General features: G+C 70.6%; 19 protein-coding genes and 2 pseudogenes. 7 read left to right on the forward strand and 14 right to left on the reverse strand.

The features are described 5' to 3' along the window. Positions 1-83: 83 nt before the first annotated feature. The 4 genes from ABZ795_RS06445 to mqnE form a co-directional block, all read right to left on the reverse strand. On the reverse strand, positions 84-1,964 hold the full coding sequence (locus ABZ795_RS06445) for a M14 family zinc carboxypeptidase (RefSeq protein WP_357529413.1): 1,881 nt from the start codon (positions 1,962-1,964) through the stop codon (positions 84-86). A 151-nt stretch (positions 1,965-2,115) separates the two neighbouring features. Next, positions 2,116-2,436, reverse strand: coding sequence for a DUF4229 domain-containing protein (locus tag ABZ795_RS06450; RefSeq protein WP_357529680.1), 321 nt, complete (start codon positions 2,434-2,436; stop codon positions 2,116-2,118). A 76-nt stretch (positions 2,437-2,512) separates the two neighbouring features. Next, positions 2,513-2,935 (reverse strand): hypothetical protein, encoded by a 423-nt coding sequence (locus ABZ795_RS06455; protein WP_357529415.1) that lies wholly within the window; start codon positions 2,933-2,935, stop codon positions 2,513-2,515. Positions 2,936-3,014: 79 nt separating this feature from the next. Further along, positions 3,015-4,184, reverse strand: coding sequence for an aminofutalosine synthase MqnE (gene mqnE / locus ABZ795_RS06460; RefSeq protein ID WP_327023259.1), 1,170 nt, complete (start codon positions 4,182-4,184; stop codon positions 3,015-3,017). A gap of 264 nt (positions 4,185-4,448) precedes the next feature. Between mqnE and ABZ795_RS06465 the strand changes: the two genes are divergently transcribed. The 4 genes from ABZ795_RS06465 (at position 4,449) to ABZ795_RS06480 (ending at position 10,242) form a co-directional block, all read left to right on the forward strand. After that, positions 4,449-6,044 (forward strand): C40 family peptidase, encoded by a 1,596-nt coding sequence (locus ABZ795_RS06465; RefSeq protein WP_357529417.1) that lies wholly within the window; start codon positions 4,449-4,451, stop codon positions 6,042-6,044. 910 nt (positions 6,045-6,954) lie between these two features. Then, complete coding sequence (locus tag ABZ795_RS06470; RefSeq protein WP_357529419.1) at positions 6,955-7,593, forward strand: hypothetical protein; 639 nt, start codon at positions 6,955-6,957, stop codon at positions 7,591-7,593. A 273-nt stretch (positions 7,594-7,866) separates the two neighbouring features. Beyond that, the gene (locus ABZ795_RS06475) at positions 7,867-9,432 is read left to right on the forward strand and encodes a DEAD/DEAH box helicase (protein WP_357529681.1); all 1,566 of its coding nucleotides are present in this window, start codon (positions 7,867-7,869) and stop codon (positions 9,430-9,432) included. A gap of 186 nt (positions 9,433-9,618) precedes the next feature. Continuing rightward, the gene (locus ABZ795_RS06480; protein ID WP_357529421.1) at positions 9,619-10,242 is read left to right on the forward strand and encodes a putative glycolipid-binding domain-containing protein; all 624 of its coding nucleotides are present in this window, start codon (positions 9,619-9,621) and stop codon (positions 10,240-10,242) included. 10 nt (positions 10,243-10,252) lie between these two features. On the opposite strand, the gene ABZ795_RS06485 is transcribed toward ABZ795_RS06480, so the two are convergent. Together ABZ795_RS06485 and ABZ795_RS06490 are read right to left on the reverse strand one after the other, a co-directional pair. Then, positions 10,253-11,344, reverse strand: coding sequence for a PLP-dependent cysteine synthase family protein (locus ABZ795_RS06485; protein ID WP_327023263.1), 1,092 nt, complete (start codon positions 11,342-11,344; stop codon positions 10,253-10,255). A 37-nt stretch (positions 11,345-11,381) separates the two neighbouring features. Then, positions 11,382-11,837, reverse strand: a complete 456-nt coding sequence (locus tag ABZ795_RS06490; protein ID WP_327023264.1) for an Lrp/AsnC family transcriptional regulator — start codon at positions 11,835-11,837, stop codon at positions 11,382-11,384. A gap of 268 nt (positions 11,838-12,105) precedes the next feature. Between ABZ795_RS06490 and ABZ795_RS06495 the strand changes: the two genes are divergently transcribed. Next, entirely contained in the window at positions 12,106-12,372 is a 267-nt protein-coding gene (locus ABZ795_RS06495) for a BldC family transcriptional regulator (protein ID WP_327023265.1), read from the forward strand. A 29-nt stretch (positions 12,373-12,401) separates the two neighbouring features. Here ABZ795_RS06495 and ABZ795_RS06500 read toward each other — a convergent pair whose 3' ends face one another. The 3 genes and pseudogenes from ABZ795_RS06500 to ABZ795_RS06510 all read right to left on the reverse strand — a co-directional run bounded on the left by ABZ795_RS06500 (position 12,402) and on the right by ABZ795_RS06510 (position 15,565). Next, entirely contained in the window at positions 12,402-13,031 is a 630-nt protein-coding gene (locus ABZ795_RS06500) for a UbiX family flavin prenyltransferase (RefSeq protein ID WP_357529424.1), read from the reverse strand. A 72-nt stretch (positions 13,032-13,103) separates the two neighbouring features. Beyond that, positions 13,104-13,997: pseudogene (gene mqnP, locus ABZ795_RS06505) on the reverse strand (menaquinone biosynthesis prenyltransferase MqnP); the annotation flags it as partial. Between the two features lie 104 nt (positions 13,998-14,101). Continuing rightward, complete coding sequence (locus ABZ795_RS06510; protein WP_327023268.1) at positions 14,102-15,565, reverse strand: menaquinone biosynthesis decarboxylase; 1,464 nt, start codon at positions 15,563-15,565, stop codon at positions 14,102-14,104. A gap of 177 nt (positions 15,566-15,742) precedes the next feature. On the opposite strand from ABZ795_RS06510, the gene ABZ795_RS06515 reads away from it, so the two are divergent. Then, the gene (locus ABZ795_RS06515; RefSeq protein WP_357529426.1) at positions 15,743-16,615 is read left to right on the forward strand and encodes an alpha/beta hydrolase; all 873 of its coding nucleotides are present in this window, start codon (positions 15,743-15,745) and stop codon (positions 16,613-16,615) included. A 114-nt stretch (positions 16,616-16,729) separates the two neighbouring features. Beyond that, a pseudogene (locus tag ABZ795_RS06520) lies at positions 16,730-16,933 on the forward strand (hypothetical protein); the annotation flags it as partial. A 597-nt stretch (positions 16,934-17,530) separates the two neighbouring features. On the opposite strand, the gene ccsB reads toward ABZ795_RS06520, so the two are convergent. From ccsB to ABZ795_RS06545, 5 genes are read right to left on the reverse strand one after another with little or no spacing between them, the layout of a single operon-like run. Next, a complete protein-coding gene (gene ccsB / locus ABZ795_RS06525; RefSeq protein WP_357529428.1) occupies positions 17,531-18,505 on the reverse strand; it encodes a c-type cytochrome biogenesis protein CcsB in 975 nt (324 codons plus the stop codon). Further along, on the reverse strand, positions 18,505-20,136 hold the full coding sequence (locus ABZ795_RS06530) for a cytochrome c biogenesis protein ResB (RefSeq protein WP_357529430.1): 1,632 nt from the start codon (positions 20,134-20,136) through the stop codon (positions 18,505-18,507). Before ABZ795_RS06530 ends, ccsB begins: the two co-directional genes overlap by 1 nt. Beyond that, entirely contained in the window at positions 20,136-20,990 is an 855-nt protein-coding gene (locus ABZ795_RS06535) for a cytochrome c biogenesis protein CcdA (RefSeq protein WP_357529431.1), read from the reverse strand. The genes ABZ795_RS06530 and ABZ795_RS06535 overlap by 1 nt, the downstream gene beginning before the upstream one ends. Further along, positions 20,990-21,571, reverse strand: coding sequence for a TlpA disulfide reductase family protein (locus tag ABZ795_RS06540; RefSeq protein WP_357529432.1), 582 nt, complete (start codon positions 21,569-21,571; stop codon positions 20,990-20,992). Before ABZ795_RS06540 ends, ABZ795_RS06535 begins: the two co-directional genes overlap by 1 nt. Continuing rightward, complete coding sequence (locus ABZ795_RS06545) at positions 21,571-22,218, reverse strand: histidine phosphatase family protein (protein ID WP_327023275.1); 648 nt, start codon at positions 22,216-22,218, stop codon at positions 21,571-21,573. The genes ABZ795_RS06540 and ABZ795_RS06545 overlap by 1 nt, the downstream gene beginning before the upstream one ends. Positions 22,219-22,339: the final 121 nt, after the last annotated feature.

Here is a 22,339-nt window from a genome sequence, read left to right on the forward strand (position 1 = left end):
GCCCGGCGCTGGCAGCACCGGGCCGATCAGTCGCTTCCTGAAGACGGGGCCCCGCGCGAGGGGGTGTGACGGGGCCCGTCGGCTCAGGAGGCGGTGATGGTGACGTTGTCGACAGCCGCCTCGACCAGGCTGGCCGTCGAGGCGTCCGCGGCCTCCACCAGAATCCGGATCGACTGCCCGGCGTACGGGGTGAGGTTGAGGTTGGAGGTGGTCCAGGCGCCGTTGCGGTTGCTGGCCGCCCCGGCCTGGCTGAGCAGGGTGGTGGTGCCGCCGTTGTGCACCACGCTGACCCGGAGGTAGTCGGCCGAGGAGGAGTTCGAGCCGTGGGCCAGGTACCAGGCCAACGACAGGGTCAGGGTGCCGCTGGACGGCAGGGTGATCGCCGGGGAGCGGGCGCTGGTAACCCCGCCGTCCAGGTCGTAGTCACCAGCCCCGGATCCGGCCAGCCGGCCGGTGACCAGGTCGTTGCTGCCGGCGTACGGGGTCAACTGCTTGGCACCGCTGGAGTTGGTGGCCTGGGCGGCACCCCGCTCCCACTGGCCCGAGGTCGCGGTGTCCGTACCGTTGGGGTTGATCGTCCAGCCGGTGTTGGTCTCGAAGGTGTCCGACCAGACCGTCGTACCGCCGCTGCCACCGCCGCAGTACTGGGCCTGCTTGTTGATCGCCCGGTACGGGCAGTCGGCGTACTCGGCGAGGATGAGCACCGCCTCACGGTTGCGCGAGGTCTGCTGCGGGATCACCTCGTCGGGCGGGTAGAAGCCGCCGCCGGAGGCCGAGCGCGGGTACAGCTCGAAGGTGTACGCCCAGATGCCGTGCACCGCCCACATCCAGTCGATGCTGCTGCCGTCGGTGATGTACAGGTCACTGGACTGCTGCGGGGTGAAGTTGTTGGTCGCGGCCATCTGCCGACCGATGGTGGCGAAGGTGTTGTACTGGTCGGCGTTCATCCCGGTGGCGGTGTCGTTGTAGGTGTAGCCGTACGGCCAGAGCACCAGCTCGGAGTAGGTGTGGAAGTCGATGTTGGCCTTGATCTGCTGGACTCCACCGACCACCCGGCTGTTGACGAAGTTGCGCAGGGCCTGGGTCTCCGGGGCGGAGAAGGCCGAGGGGCCCCGGTAGGTGTCCGAGGAGGTCGAGCCGGAGGAACCGCCGCAGCAGCCCCAGTTGTAGCTCCAGTTGCGGTTGAGGTCCGTGCCGACGTTCGACGATCCGCTGTTGGGTTGGCGGTTCTTGCGCCACGACCGGTAGGAGCCGGTGGCGATGTCGTACTCGCTGCCGTCCGGGTTGACCGAGGGCACGATCCAGATCTCCCGGTTGTTGACCAGGTTGGTGATCCGGGAGTCCGATCCGTAGCTGTCCGTGAAGAGGTTCATCAGGTAGATGGCCATCTCGACGGTCAGGTGCTCACGGGCGTGCTGCTGTGAGTTGAACAGGATCTCCGGCTCGTTCTCGTCCGTGGCGACATTGTCGGAGATCTTGATCGCCACCAGGTCCCGACCCTCGTACGAGGTGCCGATGCTGATCTTGCGGGCGATCGCCGGGTGGTCCGCGACGACCCGGTTGACCACAGCGACCATCTCGGCGTAGTCGTGGTAGTTGGCGTCGGCCGGCGGGAAGGCCGTGACGCCGATGTCCCCGTGGTCATGACCCCGGTCGGTCGGCGCCGCGGCGATCGGCTCCAACTGGAAGCCGAGCCGGGTGATGGCGGCGGCCTCCGTACGGGTGGCCGAGATGTGCAGCACCCCGTGTTCGGAGTAGTCGATCGAGGCACCGGTACGGGCGACCGCGGTGCGGTCGGCCACCGTCCTCGGACCCAGCACCCGGTAGGGGGCGGCAGCCGGCTGCTCGTCCCGATCCGGTGCGGGGCGGGCGGAGACCGGTGGTGCGGAGAGGGCTAGTAGCCCGAGACCAGCAGCCATGATCAGCGCCAGTGCCCGGCGGACAGGGATGGATCGGAAGGCCATGGACAACCTCCTGGAGGCGCGGGGTTTCCCGCTCGGTAGCGGCCAGCCCACCACCGGTCACATGGTCATATCAATATCGCTCGCTGTTTACTCCATCCCAACCTGATCCCTACGTCGGCGGCATGTACCGCGAGGGGGTCGGGTGCCCAGCTCAGGCCGAGGGGCCGGGCCGGGAATCGGAGCCGCCCGGCTGCTCGGCGGAGGGAGCTTCGTCGCCGGTGTCGGCCTTGTCGTCACCGGCCAGGGCGGAGCGCAACTGCTCCTTCTCGGTACGGCGCCGCTCGGCGGCGACGGCCATCTCCTCGGCCATCTCGTCCCGCCAGCCCTTGAGCAGGAAGAAGGACAGGGCTGCGGAGAACAGCAACGCCACGATCAGCTTCAGGAAGATGTCGATGTTGACCGGCCAGAGGGCCGCCACCACGGCCGCGAACAGCCCGACCCGGCCGAGGGTGTACTTGACCGCCGCACTCACGTTGATCCACTCCACTCGTTCACGTCGCCATGTGTGTTCTGCGACCGGGCGCTGCGCCCGATCCGCGTACCCGAGGTCAGCTCGTCCGCTTGGCCAGCCAGCGCACGCCCGGGAACCAGACCAGCGCGTACACCACCGTGAAGGTCGCGGCGGCCAACCCGCCGGAGGCCAGCGGCGGCAGACCGGTAGCGATCCCGGCCACCAGCAGCCCGGACACCACCGCCACCGCAACGGCCACCAGCGCGGCCACCACCCGGGGGGCGCCGAACTCCCAGGCCCGGAAGTCCTCCCAGAACAGCCAGGCGGGCAGGATCACCGCGAGCCAGCCGTTGGCCTGACCGAAGTCACCGGCACCGAACCCGGCGAAGGCCGCGTCGAAGAGCACCAGCACCAGCATCCCGATGACCGCACCGGCCAGCGCCACGCCCAGCAGGTCACCCAGGGTCTGAATGCGTCCCTCGGCGTCGCGCCGTGGAAAGCCGCTCTGTTGCTCGCTCATCTCCCTGACGAGGGTACGCGAGGCCACTCGGCCCGCTCCCCGCCGGCCAGCACCACGGCGGCCAGCGCGTCCGAGGTCCCTAGGCCCAGACCTGCTGCGGCTCGGCCCGACGCTGCGCCAGGCTCGGCGCGGGGTCGTACTCGCGGACCACCTCGTAGCGGGTGTTGCGCTCCATCGGGCGGAAGCCGGCGTCCCAGATCAGGTGCAGCAGGTCGTCGCGGTGCATGGTGTTCGGCGTGCCGTAGGAGTCCGCGTCGTGGGTGATCTTGTATTCCACGACGGAGCCGTCCAGGTCGTCCACCCCGAAGTTGAGCGACAGCTGGGCCACCGAGAGCCCGTGCATCACCCAGAAGCACTTGACGTGCGGGACGTTGTCGAACAGCAGCCGGGAGACCGCGAAGGTCTTCAACGATTCGGCCGGTGAGGCCATCGTGGTGCGGGCCTGGATCCGGTTACGGATCTTGCCGTCCGCCGAGTCCACGAAATCGTGCTGGTAGCGCAGCGGGATGAAGACCTGGAAGCCCCCGGTCTCGTCCTGCAACTCGCGCAGCCGCAGCACGTGGTCTACCCGGTGCCGAGGCTCCTCGATGTGACCGTAGAGCATCGTCGAGGGGGTCTTCATGCCCTTGCTGTGGGCCAGCCGGTGGATCCGCGACCAGTCCTCCCAGTGGCAGGCGTGGTCGACGATGTGCTGCCGGATCTCCCAGTCGAAGATCTCCGCGCCGCCGCCGGTCAGCGACTCCAGGCCGGCGTCCATCAGCTCGTCCAGGATCTCGTCGGCGCTCAGGCCGCTGATCTTCTCGAACCACTGCACCTCGGTGGCGGTGAAGGCCTTGAGGTTGACCTTCGGCAGCGCCGCCTTCAGCTCACGCAGCACCTTGGGGTAGTAGCGCCAGGGCAGGGTCGGGTGCAGGCCGTTGACGATGTGCAGCTCGGTGAGCTGCTCGTCCTCCATCTCCTTGGCCTTGCGGACCGCCTCGTCGATACGCATCGTGTACGCGTCCTTCTCGCCCGGCTTGCGCTGGAACGAGCAGTACGCACAGCTGGCGCTGCACACGTTGGTCAGGTTGAGGTGCCGGTTGACGTTGAACATGACCCGGTCACCGTTGAGCTCGGTGCGCTTGTGGTGGGCCAGCCGGCCCAGCCAGGTCAGGTCGTCGCTGGCGTAGAGGGCGATGCCGTCCTCCCGGGTCAGCCGCTCCCCCGCGTACACCTTCGCTTCGAGCTCACGCTTGAGTCCGGCGTCCATCGAAAGCCCGTCCCCTCCTACTGCGGTCGCGACCGTGCCTGGCCACAATCTCAGAGCCTACGTCGGAGACCGGGGCAGCTCACAGCGCCCTCCGTCGGACCATCCCCGGCAAACCGGACTCTCAGCCTTCTGTGACCCGTTCGGACATCGACACTGTGGTGCCGGTGAGGTAAGACAGGGTGGGGGACGACACACCCTGGTACCGTCCCCGACCCACCGCGTGCCCACCACGACGCGGAGCAGCACCACCGGACGAGGAGCACAATGGTCGGCAGCGAGCACGGGCGACGGCGGCAGCGGCAGCGGCAGCGGCAACATCCGGTGGTCTCGCCGGTGCTACGACCGATGCTCTGGTCCGCGCTGCTCAGCGCCGTCGCCACCGCAGTCCTCTCGGCACCGGCGTACGCCGAGCCAGGGGTGCCGGTGACCGTGCCCGACACCGGTTCCCGCCCGGTGCTCACCGGCCCGCTGAACCTGCCCGGCGGAGCCCCGGCGACCACCGCCCCCGGTGTGATTCCCACGACCATCTCGCCCGGCGGCAGCGCCCTCGAGCAACAGATCAACGCCGCCGAGGCCCGGATCGGCGAGCTGGGCACCCAACTACTCGATCTGCAACAGCAGCTCACCGAGGCCGAGACCCAACTGGCCACGGCCGCGCGTGATCTGGAGTTCGCCACGGCCGCGCTGCAACAGGCGCAGCAGCGCGCCGACCAGGCTGCCGCCCAGGCGATCAAGCTGCACGCGGCCCTGCCGCCCGCCGACTTCGCCGCCGATCTGCTCGATCTGGACCTGCTCCGGCGCGCCAATCTCGGGGAGCGGGCCGAGCACGACACCGCCCCGGCGGCCGGTGAGCTGACCCGCGCCCAGGCCGACGAACGGGTGGCCATCCAGGCGCACACCGCGGCCGAGTCCCGGCGCAACGGGGTCCGGGACCAGCACACCGCCACCCAGAAGGCGCTGCGCGACGAAGAGGCCAAGCTGGTCAAGCTGCGCGAGCAGAACGCCACCCAGTTGGTCGAGCTGGCCCGCCAGCAGGAACGCGCCGAGCAGCAACTGGGTGCCGACTACCCCACCCAGTCGGCGGACGGGCTGGTCGCGCACCCCACCGCCCTGGCGGCCCTGGCGTACGCGCGCCGGCAACTGGGCGACCCCTACGTCTGGGGGGCCACCGGTCCGAACTCCTTCGACTGCTCCGGGCTGGTCTGGTCGGCGTACCGGTCGGCGGGCTACTACAAGCTGCCCCGGGTCGCCCGGGACCAGTACTACGCGACCAGGTCCCGGACGGTCTCCCGGTCCGCCCTGCTCCCCGGCGACCTGGTCTTCTTCGCCAGCGGCAGCAGTTGGCGGACCATCCACCACATGGGGATGTACGTCGGCAACGGCAAGATGATCCACGCCCCGACCAGCGGTGACGTGGTGAAGATCTCCACGGTGCGCTGGTCCCGCCTGTACGCGGCGACCCGGGTGGTCGGCGCGGTGCCCGCCCCGGCGGTCACCCCCACCCCGCCGGCCCCGAAGCCGACGCCGACCCCTTCGAAGCCGACGCCGACCACCCCGGCGCCGAAGCCCACCACCCCGAAGCCCGACCCGACCACCCCGAAGCCGGACCCGACCACCCCGAAGCCGACGCCGACGACCCCCTCGCCGACCCCGGCACCCACCCCCTCGGAGACCCCGCCTCCGTCGGTCACCCCACCGGGCACCACGACGCCGAGCCCGACCCGGACTACGCCGCCTCCGCCCGAGAACGACGAGGGCGACAACAGCCCGACCACGGCGGCGAGCAGCCTCGCTCCCCAGGAGAGCGTCTCGGCCACCCCCTCGGCGGCCACCACCTCCTCAGCGGCCGGTGGCCGCTGAGGAGGGCGAGCCGCGCCTGACTGAACAGACCACCCGGCCGACACCGTACGGCCGCACTCGGAACACTGTGGGCACTCCGGCTGTGCCGTACCGCCGGAATGTGGCACGGTGTCACTCAGGGCACGCCCGGTCGCGTTGAGGATCCGGGTGCAAGCGTGGCGCGGAGGCGAGGATGACCGAGCACGAGGTTCCGGCGACGGCCGACCCTGGATCAACTCCCACCCCCAGCACCGAGCCCGCCCCGGGCACGCCGAAGGCCGCGACCGGTTCAGCCACCCAGACCAGCCAGCCTGCCGTGGGGCGAGCGGGCGTCCCCCGCCCGACCGCACCGTACGGGTCCAGCGCGCTGCACGGGCCCACTGGACCGCAGGGGCTGGCAGGGCCGCAGCGGCCCACCGGGTCGCATGAGCCGGCCGGGCCGACCGGGTCCGCCGGGTCGGACGGCAGGGAAACCGCGCCGACAGCTGCACCGGCCGCGACCGGATCAGGGGGGTCGGTGCGCGCCAGTGTCCGGGTGCCGGGGATGAGCCGGGTGAGCGTGGACGAGGCGCAGGCCGCCGGGGCCGGTAGCAGGGCCGCCGGGGTGTACCGGTCGACTCCGGTCAGCCCCGAGCCGCCGGAGCCCGCGCAGCCGCCGGAGCCGGCCCAACCGCCGACGCCTCCGACGCCGGAACCGGAACCCGCGCCGCAGCCGCCGGCACCACCCGCCCCTGTACCGGCGCCACCGCCACCGCCGCCCGCACCGCCGTCACCTGCACCTGCACCGCCGGTTCCGGGCCCGCCGGTGCCCTATCCGCCGGGGCCGGTGCCCGCGCCGCCGCCCGCCCCCAGGCCTGCCCCGCCGTTGCCGGGTCCGCCGACCCCGATGCCGGGCCCGCCGATACCGGCACCACCGGCTCCGCCGGGCCCGATGCCCGCCCCGCCCTTCCCGCCCCCACCCGCCACCAGCATGGCCCCGGCCTCCAGGCCCGCTCCGCCGCCCGTCGGGCGGGTGATCGGCACGGCGCCGGGAACGACGAACCGGGCTGGCGGCACCACCGGGACTGAACCTGCCGGGGCCCCGCCGGTCGTACCGGCCCCGGCGCTGCCGACCTGGCCACCACCGGTCAGTGCCACCGGGCGCCGGGACGAGCCTGCCCCCGGTTCGTCCGGTGCGGCGCCCCGCCAGTCGACCCGCCCGGGTCTGCTGGCAGCCGCCGGGTCGGCAACCGCAGCGGGTACCGCCCCACCGGCTCCCGCACCGGAAGCCGCGTCCCCGGGAGCCGGCGTCACGCCGGCCGCGCCGCGTACCGGTGACGGTGATCTGAGCGCCTACTACACCGGTGGTACGAGTTCCGCCACGATCGCCTTCCCGGCCGCAGAGGCGGAGAACTCCGGATCGCTGACCGGGCACATCCTGGCTCAGGGCTGGGCGGACACCGCCACGGAACGCTCCAGCAGCACCACCCGGGTGCTGATCGTGATGGCGGTAGCCCTGGTCCTGCTGGTGGCGATCAGTGTGCTGGTCGTACTGGTGGCTAACAATGCCCTCAGCAGCCTGCTGGAGTGACGGCTGTCGGTGGATCGGCGGGTGAATCCGCCCACTACCCCACGCCTACCCGGGTGGCGGAACGTCCGCCGCCGTACACTTGTAGGTGATCACTGACCCGGCGCGCTACCGTGCGCGCCCCTGGGCGTTCTTGCTGAAGATCCGGCGGCGTCGTGCCGCAGCGGGACATCGCAAACGTGCGCCCCGCTCGAAAGGCATTTCTTGACCACCTCTGCTGTCTCCGGCACGCCCCTGTCCGCCCCCGACGCCGACCCGGCCGCCCAGCCGACCGACATCGGCACCGCCTCGCCCGCCGCCTCCGCCGAGGCGGTCAGCTTCGAGGCCCTGGGCCTACCCGAGCCGCTGGTTCGGACGCTCTCCCGCCAGGGCATCACCCAACCGTTCGAGATCCAGCGCGCCACCGTGCCCGACGCCCTCGCCGGGCGGGACGTGCTCGGCCGGGGTCAGACCGGCTCCGGCAAGACCCTGGCCTTCGGGCTGCCGCTGCTGGCCCGGATCGGCGATGGGCACCGGGCCCGGCCGTTGCGCCCCCGGGCCCTCGTCCTGGTGCCCACCCGGGAGCTGGCCATGCAGGTCAGCGACGCCCTGCTGCCGCTGGGCCGCGCGGTCGGGGTGTTCGTCAAGACCGCCGTCGGCGGGGTGCCCTACGACCGCCAGATCGACGCCCTGCGGCGCGGCGTGGAGGTCATGGTGGCCACCCCCGGTCGGCTCGGCGACCTGATCGAGCGTGGCGTCTGCCAGCTCGACGACGTCGAGATCACCGTGCTCGACGAGGCGGACCAGATGGCCGACATGGGCTTCCTGCCCGATGTCACCGAACTGCTGTCGAAGACTCCGGCGCACGCCCAGCGGCTGCTCTTCTCGGCCACTCTGGACAATGATGTGGACTCGCTGGTGCGGCGCTTCATGACCGACCCGGTCACCCACTCGACCGCCCCGGCCACCGCTGCGGTGTCCACCATGGATCACCACATGCTGCTGATCCCGCCGAGCGACAAGTTCCCGGTGACCGCCTCGATCGCGGCGCGGGCCGGCCGGACCATCGTCTTCGCCCGCACCCAGCTAGGTGTGGACCGACTCGTCAGCCAACTCGCGGCGGTCGGTGTCCGGGCCGGCGGGCTGCACGGCGGCAAGACCCAGCGGATGCGTACCCGCACCCTGGCCGAGTTCCGCGAGGGACGGACCACCGTGCTGGTCGCCACGGACGTGGCGGCCCGGGGCATCCACGTCGACGGGGTCTCCCTGGTGCTGCATGTCGACCCGCCGAAGGATCCCAAGGACTACCTGCACCGGGCTGGCCGCACCGCCCGCGCCGGGGAGACCGGTGCGGTGGCCACTCTGGTGCTGCCCAAGCAGCGACGCACCACCCTGGCGATGATGGAGAAGGCCGGGGTGCAGCCGGCGGAGACCCGGGTACGGGCCGGGGACCCGGCGCTGACCGAGCTGACCGGGGCGCGGGAGCCGAGTGGGGTGCCCGTACGCGAGGAGCCGGAGGCCCCGCGTCGCAGCAGCCGCCCGGGTGGCCCGCGCCGCTTCGGCGACGGACCCACCGCGGAGCGCCGTTACCGTGACCGGCCCACCGAGCGCCGCTACGGCGACGACACCCGCAGCACGGCCCGCTACGGCACCGACAGCCGGAGCGAGCGCGGCTACGGGAGCGACAGCCGGGGCGAGGGCGGTTACCGCGACCCGAGCCGTAGCGAGCGGGGTTACGGCGGTCAGGGTCGTGGCGAGCGCCGGTACGGCGACCGGCCCCGCTCGGACGCTCGGGGCCCGCAGGACCGGCCGCGCGAGGAGTGGCGTGGGTCGGGTGGGCGCCCCCGGGTGCGTACCCACTGACCTGAGTCCCTGTCTGAGATAGAAGATCGCGCTCGATCAGGGATCGAGTGGTCTGAAGGTTCGCCTTGGCCACTCGATCCCACATCGAGCGCGATCATGCTTTCAGGGGTGACAGGCCCCTCGTACGACCGGGCCTTCGGGGCAAGGCGCTGCCGGGCGAGGGCCGGGTGGCGTAACGTCCGGTTCATGCCGACCATGCCGAACTCGTTGCTGTGGACCCGGATCGACACCGCCGGGGCCGAACACGCCCTGGCCGACGACAGCCACGGACTGGCGGCGCACGGCACACAGGTGGCTGCGGATCCGATCCCGTACACCTGCCGTTATCAACTGCTGACCGACCCCCAGTGGGTGAGTCTTCGGCTGGAGGTCGAGGTCGAGGGAGCGGGCTGGCGGCGGAGCGTACGCCTGGAACGGGCCAGCGACCGATGGCGGGTGACGGCCGCCGAGCAGGGTGATCTGGACGCTGCCCTGGCCGCCACCGGCCACGCCCCGGCCGGGCTGCCGGGGGTGGAGGATCCGGACCGGCTGGCCGATGCCCTGGATGTCGATCTGGGCGGCTCGCCGCTGTTCAACACCCTGCCGGTGCGCCGGCTCCGGCTGGCCGATCAGCCCGCCGGCACCAACTTCCCGATCAGCGTGGCCTGGGTGCTGGTGCCCAGCCTGACGGTGCTGCCTGCCGAGCAGGTCTACACCGCGCTGGGCGGCGACCGGTTCCGGTACGCCAGTGGCAGCTTCAGCGCCGAGATCGACATGGACCCCGGCGGCTTCGTCCTGCACTACCCGGGTCTGGCCCGCCGGGGCAGGTGACTCGGCGTCCTCAGGCCGGCCAACTGCCGTCGGTCAGGAAGCGTTCGATCGTGGCCAGGTGCGGGGCCAGGTCCAGGCCCTGCGCCGCCACCCACTCGTCGGCGTAGTAGGTGTCGGCGTACCGGTCACCGGCGTCGCAGATCAGGGTGACCACCGAGCCGGTCCGACCGGCGGCCAGCATCTCGGCGATGAGTCCGAAGGCCCCCCACAGGTTGGTGCCGGTAGAGCCTCCCACCCGCCGGCCCAGCACCGCCGAGCCGGAACGCATGGCGGCCAGCGAGGCGGCGTCGGGCACCTGCACCATCCGGTCCACCACCGAGGGCAGGAAGGAGGCCTCGACGGTGGGTCGGCCGATGCCCTCGATCCGGGAGCCCCGCCCGGTGCACACCGACCAGTTCGCCGCCTGCCAGGCGGGATAGAAGGCGGAGTTCTCCGGGTCGACCACGCAGAGCTTGGTGGGCAGTCGCCGGTAGCGGACGTACCGGCCGATGGTCGCGCTGGTGCCGCCGGTGCCGGCACCGACCACCACCCAGGCGGGTACGGGGTGACGCTCCAGGGCCAGCTGCGCGTAGATCGACTCGGCGATGTTGTTGTTGCCCCGCCAGTCGGTGGCCCGCTCGGCGTAGGTGAACTGGTCCATGTAGTGCCCGCCGGAGTCCTCGGCCAGCCAGCGGGCCTCGATGACCACCTTCGCCGGGTCCTCGACCAGGTGGCACCGACCGCCCTGGAACTCGATCTGGGCGATCTTCTCCGGCGAGGTGGAGGCCGGCATCACCGCGATGAAGGGCAGGCCCAGCATCCGGGCGAAGTACGCCTCGGAGACGGCCGTGGAGCCGGAGGATGCCTCCACGATGGTGGTGTCCGGGCCGATCCAGCCGTTGCAGAGCCCGTAGAGGAACAGCGAACGGGCCAGGCGATGCTTCAGCGACCCGGTCGGGTGGACCGACTCGTCCTTGAGATAGAGGTCGATGCCCCACTGTCGGGGCAGCGGAAACGGCAGCAGGTGAGTGTCGGCGGACCGGTTGGCGTCGGCCTCGACGGCGGCGATCGCCTCGGTCACCCACCGTCGGCTCGCCTCGTCACACCGGTCGAGTTGAGTCACCTTCGGAACCTAGCAAGCGCGCCTGAGCGCTGGGCCTTCAGGAGGAGGGCCCGACCGGCTGTGGACGGTTCTCCCACTTGGTCGACAGGGCGATGCTGGTCCGGGTCGAGGCCACCCCGGGGGTACGGTTCAGCCGCACGATCAACTGCTCCAGCTCGGCGATGGTGCTCACCCGAGCCTTGAGCAGGAAGGACTCGACCCCGGCCATGAAGTAGCAGGACTCGATCTCGGGGATGGCCCGGAAGGCCTCCAGCACGTCGTCGGTGTCCGCGTTGGAGTCCTCGACGATGCTGATCAGAGCGGTCACGGCCAGCCCGATGGTCTCCGGCTCGACTTCGGCACGGTAGGCGCGGATCACCCCACCGGCCTCCAGCTTGCCGACGCGTTCGTGCACTGCGGGCGCGGAGAGCCCGACCTGGCGGGCGAGTTCGGCGTACGAGAGGCGGGCGTTGCCGCGCAGCAGATCCACGAGGGCGAGGTCGATGGCGTCCACGGACTGTAGACCCTAGTCGTCGCCGGGTGGCACCAGGACGTCGGCATCCGGGGTGAATTACCTAGCGCTACAGTTCGCATACCAAAGGTCCTGAGGGCGGGGCGCCGGTACCATTACTAACTTCCCACTCAGTGCATTTTTCGCGTTTGACGGACACGCCAGGTCGGCGGTGCTGTAATTGCCATACGTCCCTCATGACGGCTCTGGGCTCGCACCGGCCGGGGGCAGTGTGTTCAGCCGGGGGCTTCGTCGACGCGAGGAGGGGGCTGTGGACACTGGAGATCGCCTGCTGACACCGGGTGAGGTCGCCGCGTTGTTTCGGGTTGACCCGAAGACCGTGACGCGCTGGGCGGCGGCGGGCCGGATCGGCAGTATCCGGACTCCAGGAGGGCATCGCCGGTTTCGGGAATCCGAGGTGCGGGCCCTGCTTGAAGGGGAGGGCATGCTGGAAGAGGCGGATGACATGGGCAGACCGCGCAGTACGGGCCCAGCCGCCCCGACCGGACCGGGCCCGGCCAACGCCGGCATGTACTGAAGTGGTGCGGATCGAACGCGGACCGGCTCTCAGGTCCGGTCCGCGTTCACCTTTCCGGCCCATCTGCGGAACAGGGTGTGCGGCACCCCCAGGGCGTCGAGCACCTTGCCGGCCACGAAATCCACCAGCTGGGCGGCGGAGGCGTCAGCTCCGGCACCGTAGAAACCGGGGCTGGCGGGCAGCACCACCGCCCCGGCGTCGTGCAGGGCTATCAGGTGTTCCAGGTGGCTGCGGGTCACCGGGGTCTCCCGGGGCACCACGACCACCGGCCGGCGTTCCTTGAGGTTCACCTCGGCGGAGCGCTGCAACAGGTCCTTGGACAACCCGATCGCGATACCGGCACAGGCCGCCGTGCTCGCCGGCACCACGGCCATTCCGCGTACCGGATAGGACCCGCTGCTGGGACCGGCCGCCAGGTCGCCGGCCGGCCAGTGCCGCACATCCGCGTCGTCGAGATCACGACCTAGCCAGGCGGCCAGGTCCGCGGCCCAGTGGGCGTCGCGGAACGGACGCCCGGTCTCGTCCAGAACGGTCAACCGGGCCGCCCGGGAGACGATCAGGTCCACCGACTGCCCGGCGTCCAGCAGTCCGCGAAGGACCGCAGCCGCGTACGGCGTACCTGACGCCCCGGACACCCCGATCACCCATGGTTCGCGCATGTCCCCAAGCCTGCCTGGTCGCCACCGCCGTCGGGTCGGCACCCCGCCAAACGGGGAGGGAACCGGCCGGGGTCAGGGCCGCAGGCCCAGGCGGATCACCAGGTCGAGCAGGGCGAAGAGGAACAGGGCGATGCCGACGAAGCCGTTGGCGGTGAAGAATGCCCGGTTGACCCGGCTCAGGTCGGTCGGCTTGACCACCACATGCTGGTAGGCGAAGGCGACCGCGGTCAGCGCCAGCCCGATCCACCAGAGCCAGCCGAAGCCGACAAGCACCCCGAACCAGCCGAACAGCACGAATGTCACCACGTGCGACACCGTGGAGGCGTGCAGGGCGAACCGCAGCCCGTACCGGGCCGGGACGCTGTGCACCCCGATCTCCCGGTCCACCTCGGCGTCCTGGCAGGCGTAGATCAGGTCGAAGCCGCCGATCCACAGGCCGACGGCGGCGCCGAGCAGCCAGGCCGGGCCGGAGCCGGCGAAGGTGCCGGTGACCGCCAGCCAGGCGCCGACCGGGCCGACCATCTGGGCCAGGCCCAGGATGGCGTGCGGCCAGTTGGTGAACCGCTTGCCGTACGGGTAGACGATCAGCGGCACCACCGCCAGCGGGGCCAGCACCAGGCAGAGGGGGTTGAGCAGGGCGGCTGCGGCCAGGAAGACCGCCAGGGCGACGCCCGCCCCGGTCCAGGCCGTCCGCAGGCTGACCGCCCCGGTCACCAGCTCCCGATTGGCGGTACGCGGATTCCGGGCGTCGATCCGCCGATCCAGGATCCGGTTGGCGGCCATGGCGAAGGTCCGCGCCCCCACCATGGCCACGGTGATCAACGCCAGATCCCCCCACCGCACCCGCCCCCCGTTGACCGCCATGGCCGTCAACGCCGACAGGTAAGCGAACGGCAAGGCGAAAACCGAGTGCTCGATCGCCACAAGCCGCAGAAACGCCTTCACCCGCCCCCGCGATCTTGCACTTTCCGTCGGGACAGACCCGGACGAAGCAGACGAATCAGCGACCGAAGATGCAAGATCGCGGCGGGAGGAGGGGTCGCGGGGGGTGGGTGGGGTGGAGGGGGGCGTCATTGGATGCCGTATTCCTTCCAGCGCTTGTCTACCAGGGAGACGACCTCGGGGGTCATGGTCATCTCCTCGGGCCAGCCCCGGGTGTAGCCCTCGCTGGGCAGCTTGCGGGTGGCGTCGATGCCGGCCTTGCCACCCCAGAACTGCTGGTACGAGGCGTGGTCCAGATGGTCCACCGGGCCCTCGGTGAGCAGCAGATCCCGGGAGTAGTCGACATTGCCGAAGGCGCGGAAGGCCACCTCGTTGTAGTCGTGCACGTCGCAGTCCTCGTCCACGATCACGATCAGCTTGGTCAGCGACATCATGTGTGCGCCCCAGATCGCGTTCATCACCTTCTGCGCGTGCTTGGGGTAGCGCTTGCGGATCGACACGATCGCGCAGTTGTGGAAGACCCCGGCGGCCGGCAGGTCGTAGTCGACGATGTCCGGGATGAGGAACCGCAGCAGCGGGGCGAAGATCCGCTCGGTGGCCTTGCCCAGGCCGTGGTCCTCCTGCGGAGGCTGCGAGGTGACGATCGAGTGGTAGACCGGGTCGCGCTGCATGGTCATCGCCTCGACGTGCAGCACCGGGAAGGGCTCCACCGGGGTGTAGAAGCCGGTGTGGTCCCCGAAGGGTCCCTCCGGCAGGCGCTCACCGGGCTCCAGGTAGCCCTCCAGCACCACCTGGGCGTGCGCCGGCACCTGCAACGGCACCGTCAGGCAGTCGACCATCTCCACCCGCTCGCCGCGTAGGAACCCGGCGAACAGGTACTCGTCGATGTCGGCCGGCAGGGGCGCGCTGGACGAGTAGCTGACCACCGGATCGCAGCCGATCGCGATGGCCACCGGCAGCCGCTGGCCGAGCCGCTCGGCGACCGCGTGGTGGGCGGTGGAGTTCTTGTGGATCTGCCAGTGCATGCCGAGGGTGTTGTGGCTGTGCTGCTGGAGCCGGTACAGCCCGAGGTTGCGCTTGCCGGTCTCCGGGTGCTTGGTGTGGGTCAGCCCGAAGTTGTGGAAGATCCCGCCGTCACCCGGCCACACCTGAAGGCCGGGCAGCCGGTTCAGGTCCACGTCCTTGCCCCGGTAGACCACCTGCTGGCAGGGGGCGGTCTTGACCTTCTTGGGGGGCATCGACTTTAGCTGCATGACCTTGCCCAGGCCGCCCATCATGCCGGAGAAGCCCATCGGCAGTTCCGGCTTGAGCATCTCCCCGATCCGGTTGCCGATCTCGTCCAGGGACTCCACCCCGAGGGCCATAGCGGTCCGCTTCTCGGTGCCGAACAGGTTGATCGCCACCGGCATCTCGCCTCGGGTCGGCCGCTCGAACAGCAGCGCCGGCCCATTGGCCCGGACCGTACGGGTCACCACCTCACTGATCTCCAGTGTCGGGTCGACCGGGACCCCGACCCGGCGCAGTTCACCGGCGCGCTCCAGCGCCACCAGGAAATCCTTGAGATCGGTGTACGGGAACCCACGAGCAGCCATGACAGCAAGTCTCCCCCACTGCTATGCCGTGAAAGGAAGGGCCCCTTGTTAACGCCTCCGGTAGAGCAGGGGTCCCCTATTAACACGCGGCGGCATGAGAGTGGGCCAGGCGGGTAGTCGTCGACGCCGGAGAGCCGACCACCGGACGAATCGCCCGGACGAGGCAGAGAGGTGACGATGGGTGAGCGACGGATTCCAACGAGCTTCGCCGAGCAGCGGACGCAGGTCGGTGACGTCACCATCAACTACGTCCGGGGCGGCATCGGGCCCACGCTGGTGTTACTGCACGGCTATCCGCAGTCCTGGTACATGTGGCGGCACGTACTGCCGGAGTTAGGGCGGGCGTTCGAGGTGATCGCGCCGGACCTGCGGGGCTTCGGCGGCAGCGACGCCCCGCCCGACGGCTACGACAAGAAGACCCTCGCCGCCGACCTGCACGGGCTGCTCACCACCCTGGGCTTGGACCGCGACCTCCGGTTGGTCGGCCATGACATCGGCACCATGGTCGCGTACGCGTACACCGCAGCCCACCGGGACCGGGTGAGTCGGTTGGTGCTCAGCGAGGCACCGATCCCCGACGAGAGCATCTACACCTTCCCGGCACTGACGGCCGCCGGTCCGGCGGTGTGGAACTTCGGCTTCTTCAACCTGACCAACGGGTTGCCCGAAAATCTCGTCGCCGGCCGCGAGGCGCTCTGGGTCGACCAGTTCACCGACTCGTTGATGATCCGCAAGGACAGCCTGGACGCGGCGGACATCGAGGAGTACGCCCGGCCCCTGCGCGACGAGGCCCGCCTGCGGGCGAGCTTCGAATGTTTCCGTGCGTTCGGGCAGGACATCGCCGACAACGCCGAGTACCGCAAGTCGAAGCTGGCCATGCCGGTGCTCGCCATCGGCGCGCAGGCGAGCCTCGGCGGCCAGGTGGCCGATCAGGTCCGCCAGTACGCCGACTCGGTGACCGGCGAGGTGATCGAGGACAGCGGCCATTGGCTCTTCGAGGAGCAGCCGGCCGGACTCACCGCCCTGCTGCTGCCCTTCCTCCGGGCCTGACGGGTCGTCGGCCGGTCAGTGGCGACGGTCGGGCCGCCCGGGTGGGTGCTCGTTCGGCGGGCCGCCGCGCTGATCGTCCTGTCGCAGGCCCGGGGCGTACGGCTGCGGCAGGCCGTGCGGGTTCTGGCCGGTATCGCCGTCGGCGTGATCCTCGGTGAGGTCGTCGTCTGGGTGTTCGGCGCCCGCTCCACCGCCGCCATCTTCGTGGTCATCCTGGCCTCGGCCGGGCTGACGATCGCCGCCGGCGCCCCCGGCGTGGTCCGCAACCAGTTGACCACCCCCGCGCTCTTCCTGGTCGCCGTGGTGCCGCCGGGCGGGGAACTGGAGCCGACCCGCCTCTACGACGCGTTGATCGGCGGCTCGATCGCGTTGCTGATCACCCAGGTCGTCGGCGCGCAGTCGCCGCTCGGGCCTCTGGAAACCGAAGGTCGGCGGACGTTCGCGGAGCTGTCCGGGGTGCTGGACGACATCCGTCAGGCGGTGCAGCGGCACGACAAGCAGGCGGCCGTCACCGCGTTCGGGCGGGCTCAGCAACTGGACTCGCGTACCGCAGCGCTGCGCCGGGCCGTGTCGGTCGCCGACGAGAACCTGCGCCTGGCAGTCTGGGAGCGGCGCAACCGGTCCCGTGTCGATGCCGCGCGCAACGCCGCCAACCAGATCGATTACGCCGTACGCAACACCCGTACGCTGGCGCGCTCGGCGTTGGTGCGCTGCCGGTCAGCACGATTGTCGGCCACATCCGGATGGTGGTCATCGACCTGCTGCGCAGCGCCGGTGCGGACAAGCCGGAGGTGCTCGACGGGATCGACTTTGCACTGGACCTGCCCAGCGGCCGGGCAGCCCAGGGAGACGACTGACACCGCAGCATCAGATGCGCCTGGTTACCGCAGTTGCGGCGTAACCGGGCGCGTTCCGTCAGACGTCGGCGTACGAGTGCAGGCCCTCGAAGAAGATGTTCACGCCGAACAGGTTCATCATCACGGTCGCGAAGCCGAGGATGGCCAGCCAGGCGACCACGTTGCGCTTCACGCTCGGCGTAGCCCGGGCGTGCAGGTATCCGGCGTAGATCACCCAGGAGATGAAGGACCAGGTCTCCTTCGGGTCCCAACCCCACGGCCGACCCCAGGCCGCCTCGGCCCAGACCGCCCCGGCGATCACCGCGAAGGTGAAGAGCGGGAAGGCGAAGGCGTGCAGGACGAAGGTGAACCGCTCCAGGCCGGCCGCTGCGGGCAGCCTCTTAGCCAGGGTGTACGGGAAGCTGCGCTTGCCCTGCTCGTACCCGGCCCGCATCAGGTACGCCGAGGCCGGCACCGCGCCGAGCAGGAACAGACCCGAGGCGAAGACGACCGTCGACACGTGCACGATGAACCAGTACGAGTTGAGCGCGGGCACCAGCGGCACGATCGGGGTGTAGAGCACCAGCTCGGCGGTGGCCACCAGCAGCACCATGACCAGGGTCAGGAACAACCCCAGCCGGCGCAGCGAGGGCACCTTCACCAGCACGGCCAGCCAGCCGGCCACCCCGATGAACGAGACCGTCAGCACGAACTCGTACATGTTGCCCCAGGGCATCCGCTCGGCGGCGATACCCCGGGTGATCAGCCCGACCAGGTGCAGCACCGCGCCCAGGGCGGTCAGTCCGATCGCGATCCGACCGGCCAGGTCGGCCCGACGGGCGGTGCGTTGGGCCGGTCCGTCGGGATCGACGACCGGGGTGTCCCGCTCGGCCACGGCCACCCCACCGGCACCCACGGCCGCACCGACCAGTTGCCGGGCGGGGGCGGCCACGGCCCGCGAGTTGCCCAGGGCGTACTCGACCGCGTGACCGATCATCGCCAGCAGGTACACCATCGTGGTGATGGAGACCATCTGGTCGGAGAGTTCGGACATCACTCGGCTCCTTCTCGCGTGTCCGGTACACCGTCAGCCACCCGGTCGCCGCGCATCGCCGCCACCAGTTGGGCGAACTCCTCGGCGAACCCGGGATGCTCGGTACGCGGCAGGCCGCCCACCTCGATCAAACTACTACCGCCCGTCGGAGATCCATCTGCGGGGTCGATCGCACCCGCCGGCAGCAACCGGACGAAGACCCGCCGACGCCGGACGAACAGCGACCCCATCAACCCGAACACCAGGCCGATCGAGCTGACCAGCAGCAAGGTCGTACCGGGGTCGTAGCGTACCGAGATCACGATGTACGGCTCGGAGCCCAGGAACTCGACAGTGGTGCCGTCGTCCAGGGTCCAACTCTCCCCGAGCCGCAGCTCCTTCGCACCGATTTCGGTGAGCCGACCGTTGCGCACCTGACGCTGGTCGAGTTGATACACCGAGCTGGGGATGCCGGCGTCCAGCCCCATGTTGCCCCGGTAGGCCACCAGGCCGAGCAGGGGGTTCTGCTCGGTCGGGTGCTCGGAGCGGGTGAACGGCGGTTCCTGCGGGGCGGTCGGCAGGTACAGCCCGTCGAAGGCCACCTGGAGGTTCGGGTCGCGCTCGCCGGTGTCCGGATCGACATTGGCGTCCGGGAAGGCGGCCAGCCCTTCGCTGGTCATCCCGACATCACCGTTGCTGAGGAACGGTACTGCGCTGGTCTGGGTACCACCGAACCGGTCGGTGTAGCGGATCACCGGGGCGTACCCGTGCCCCAGCAGGTAGACGTTCGCCCCGTCCAGGCGCAGCGGCGAGTTGACCGAGAACTCCGCCGTCCGGGGGGCACCGCCGTTCTCGTCCACGGTCACCTTCGCGCGGTACGACGAGGGCTGACCGGTCGGCAGGAAACGGGCGTCGAACTCGTCCAACTGCATGCAGAACCGGGGCAGGTCGTCGCCGACCCGGGGACCGAGCTTGATCTCGGCGTACTGCTGGCGGGTGTTGCAGAAGACCCGGTCCTCGCCCGCGACCAGCAGGCGGTTGCCCTGCCAGCCGTACCAGGAGCCGAGCGCGACACCGAGCAGCACCACCACCATGGAGGTGTGGAAGATCAGGTTGCCGGTCTCCTTGAGGTAGCCCTTCTCGGCGGAGACCTCGTCGCCCCGGACCACCACCCGCCACCGCCGACGCCGCAGGGCCTCGGCGACCGCGGCCACCCCACCCTCGGGGGCAGGCACCACGGTGTGCTGCGGCAGCCGACCGAGCCGCTTCGGTACGGCCGGGGGCCGGGCCCGCAGGGCCCGGATGTGATCGGCCAGCCGGGGGGTGATGCACCCGATCAGCGAGGTGAACAGCAGCAGGTAGATCGCGGAGAACCAGACCGAGCTGAACGCCTCGAAGGCACCGATCCGATCCAGCCAGGGGGCCAGGTCGGGGTGCTCGGTGAAGAAGTCGCGGACATCCTCCGGGTTGACCCCGCGCTGCGGCAGCACCGACCCGGGGATGGCCGCGACCGCCAGCAGGAAGAGCAGCACCAACGCCGTACGCATGCTGGTCAGCTGTCGCCACGAGTTGCGCGCCAGGGCCAGCAGGGGGTTGGGGCGACGGGGCTTCTTGGCCGGTGTGTCGGCCGGCCGGTCGTCCACAGCGGTCATCAGATGCTCACCTGGAAATCACCTACGCCGATGGTGGTCTGCAACCAGATCACCACGTTGGTCCAGCCGCCGGTGACCAGTGCCAACCCGATCAGGATCAGCAGGGCGCCACCGATGCGGGTGACCCAGCGGCTGTTGCGCCGGATCGCCTGGAACACCCCGAGCAGCCGGTTGAAGCCCAGCCCGAAGACGACGAACGGGATGCCCAACCCCAGGCAGTACGCCACCGCCAGCACGACCGCCCGATCGGTCTGCCCGCTGGTGGCGGCCATGCCGAGCACGGCGGCGAGGGTCGGCCCGGTGCAGGGCACCCAGGTCAGGGCGAACACCGCACCGAGTACGGGGGCACCGAGCAGACCGGCGGAGGGCAGCCGGTTGATCCGCAGTTCCCGCTGGAGACCGGGCAGCACCCCGAGGTAGCCCAGCCCGAGCAGCACCACCAGGGCGCCGATGACGATCTCCAGCGGACGCTTGTAATCGAAGAAGACCCGGCCGATGGTGCTGAACAGGATCGCGGTGCTGACGAAGACGACAGTGAACCCGAGGACGAAGAGCAGGGTGCCGGCCAGCACCCGCCCCTTCACGGCGGCCCGCACCCTGGGCTGTTCATCCCGTACGACAGTGCCGACACCGCCGCTGCGGGCGGCGGCGGACCCTTGCGCTGCCGCAGGGGTAGACGAGGTACCCCGGCCTTCCAGGTCGGCGCCGGCCAGGCCGGTGACGTAGGAGAGGTAGCCCGGCATCAACGGCAGTACGCAGGGCGACAGGAAGCTGACCAGCCCGGCCAGGGCTGCCGCGCCCACCGCCAGCAGCAGCGGGCCGGAGACGGCGAGTTGTCCGAAGGTCTCGCCCATCAGCGTGGGCCGGACGCTGCGGGTGACTCCGCGGCGATTCGCTCGACGATGGGTTGCAGGCCCTCCTGCCGGACGGCCGCCCGGATCACCGTGGCGATCCGACCCTCCCGGTCGAGCACGACCGTGGCCGGGATGGTGTTCGGCGGGACGTCCATGTCCAGGGCCAGCCGGCTGCCCGGATCGAAGATGCTCGGGTAGCTGACCCGGCCCTCCTCGAAGGCGATCGCCTTGTCCCGGCTGTCCTGCACGTTGATGCCGAGGAAGGTGACCCCGGAGTCCCTGGTCGCCTGGTAGGTCTTCTCCAGGTCCTCGGCCTCGGCCCGACAGGGCGCGCACCACGAGCCCCAGAAGTTGACCACGACCACCTGGCCACGCTGGTCGGCCACGTCGTAGCTGCCACCCTTGAGCAGCTCACCGCTGATCTTCGGAGCGGCGGAGCGTTGGTCGGGGGCGCACTGCACGATGCCGCCCTCGCTGTCACATTCCGGCCTCCCTCCGCCGCCGGAGACACAGCCGGCCAGCAGAGCCACAGCGGTGCCGGCGGCCAGCAGACCGGCCACCGACCTCCTGCGGAGCCCCATCAGGCCCCCTTCGCCGTCCGGGCGGTCGCCGACATCGCCACCAGGTGCGCGGCCGGTTCGGAGTAGCCGATGCCGACGACCTTCGCGCCGTCGAAGTGGAAGGTGGTGAGGGAGGCCAGCCCGCACTGACGGCGGCGGGGGTCGTGCCAGAGTCGCTTGCGCTCGACATGCCGGCGCAGGGTCCAGATCGGCAGTTGGTGGGAGACCAGGACGGCCTCCCGGCCCTCGGCGGCCACCCGGGCGGCGTGCAGGGCGGCGAACATCCGCTCGGCGATCGCCCGGTACGCCTCCCCCCAGGAGGGGGTGACCGGGTCGCGCAGCACCCACCAGTTACGCGGGTCCCGGAAGGAACCGTCACCGGGCGAGACCTTCTTGCCCTCGAACCAGTTGGCGCTCTCGATGAGCCGCTCGTCCACCCCGACGGGCAGTCCGAACTGGGCGGCGATCGGTTCGGCGGTCTGCTGGGCCCGTTCCAGCGGGCTGGCCACCACATGCACGACCTCGCGGTCGGCGAGCCCCTGCGCTGCGGCCTTGGCCATCTGGACACCCAGCTCGCTGAGGCGGAACCCGGGCAGTCTGCCGTAGAGGATGCCCTCCGGGTTGTGTACCTCACCGTGCCGAAGCACATGGACCACCGTCTTGCTCACCGCTGTGCCCCCTTGGCTCGCGACTGCGGGGCTCGCAAAACCGGCTCACTCCTCGCGCTCACCGTGCTCCCCTTGGCTCGCGACTGCGGGGCTCGCAAAACCGGCTCACTCCTCGCGCTCA

This window comes from Micromonospora sp. NPDC047134 (genome assembly GCF_040643455.1).
Lineage (GTDB): Bacteria > Actinomycetota > Actinomycetes > Mycobacteriales > Micromonosporaceae > Micromonospora.

Coding starts and splice junctions, on each gene's coding strand:
- ABZ795_RS06465 (WP_357529417.1), top strand. CDS start 4,449: ATGGTCGGCAGCGAGCACGGGCGACGGCGGCAGCGGCAGCGGCAGCGG.
- mqnE (WP_327023259.1), bottom strand. CDS start 4,184: ATGGACGCCGGACTCAAGCGTGAGCTCGAAGCGAAGGTGTACGCGGGG.
- ABZ795_RS06535 (WP_357529431.1), bottom strand. CDS start 20,990: ATGGGCGAGACCTTCGGACAACTCGCCGTCTCCGGCCCGCTGCTGCTG.
- ABZ795_RS06470 (WP_357529419.1), top strand. CDS start 6,955: ATGCCCGCCCCGCCCTTCCCGCCCCCACCCGCCACCAGCATGGCCCCG.
- ABZ795_RS06515 (WP_357529426.1), top strand. CDS start 15,743: ATGGGTGAGCGACGGATTCCAACGAGCTTCGCCGAGCAGCGGACGCAG.
- ABZ795_RS06510 (WP_327023268.1), bottom strand. CDS start 15,565: ATGGCTGCTCGTGGGTTCCCGTACACCGATCTCAAGGATTTCCTGGTG.
- ABZ795_RS06540 (WP_357529432.1), bottom strand. CDS start 21,571: ATGGGGCTCCGCAGGAGGTCGGTGGCCGGTCTGCTGGCCGCCGGCACC.
- ABZ795_RS06480 (WP_357529421.1), top strand. CDS start 9,619: ATGCCGACCATGCCGAACTCGTTGCTGTGGACCCGGATCGACACCGCC.
- ABZ795_RS06500 (WP_357529424.1), bottom strand. CDS start 13,031: ATGCGCGAACCATGGGTGATCGGGGTGTCCGGGGCGTCAGGTACGCCG.
- ccsB (WP_357529428.1), bottom strand. CDS start 18,505: ATGTCCGAACTCTCCGACCAGATGGTCTCCATCACCACGATGGTGTAC.
- ABZ795_RS06445 (WP_357529413.1), bottom strand. CDS start 1,964: ATGGCCTTCCGATCCATCCCTGTCCGCCGGGCACTGGCGCTGATCATG.
- ABZ795_RS06455 (WP_357529415.1), bottom strand. CDS start 2,935: ATGAGCGAGCAACAGAGCGGCTTTCCACGGCGCGACGCCGAGGGACGC.
- ABZ795_RS06530 (WP_357529430.1), bottom strand. CDS start 20,136: ATGACCGCTGTGGACGACCGGCCGGCCGACACACCGGCCAAGAAGCCC.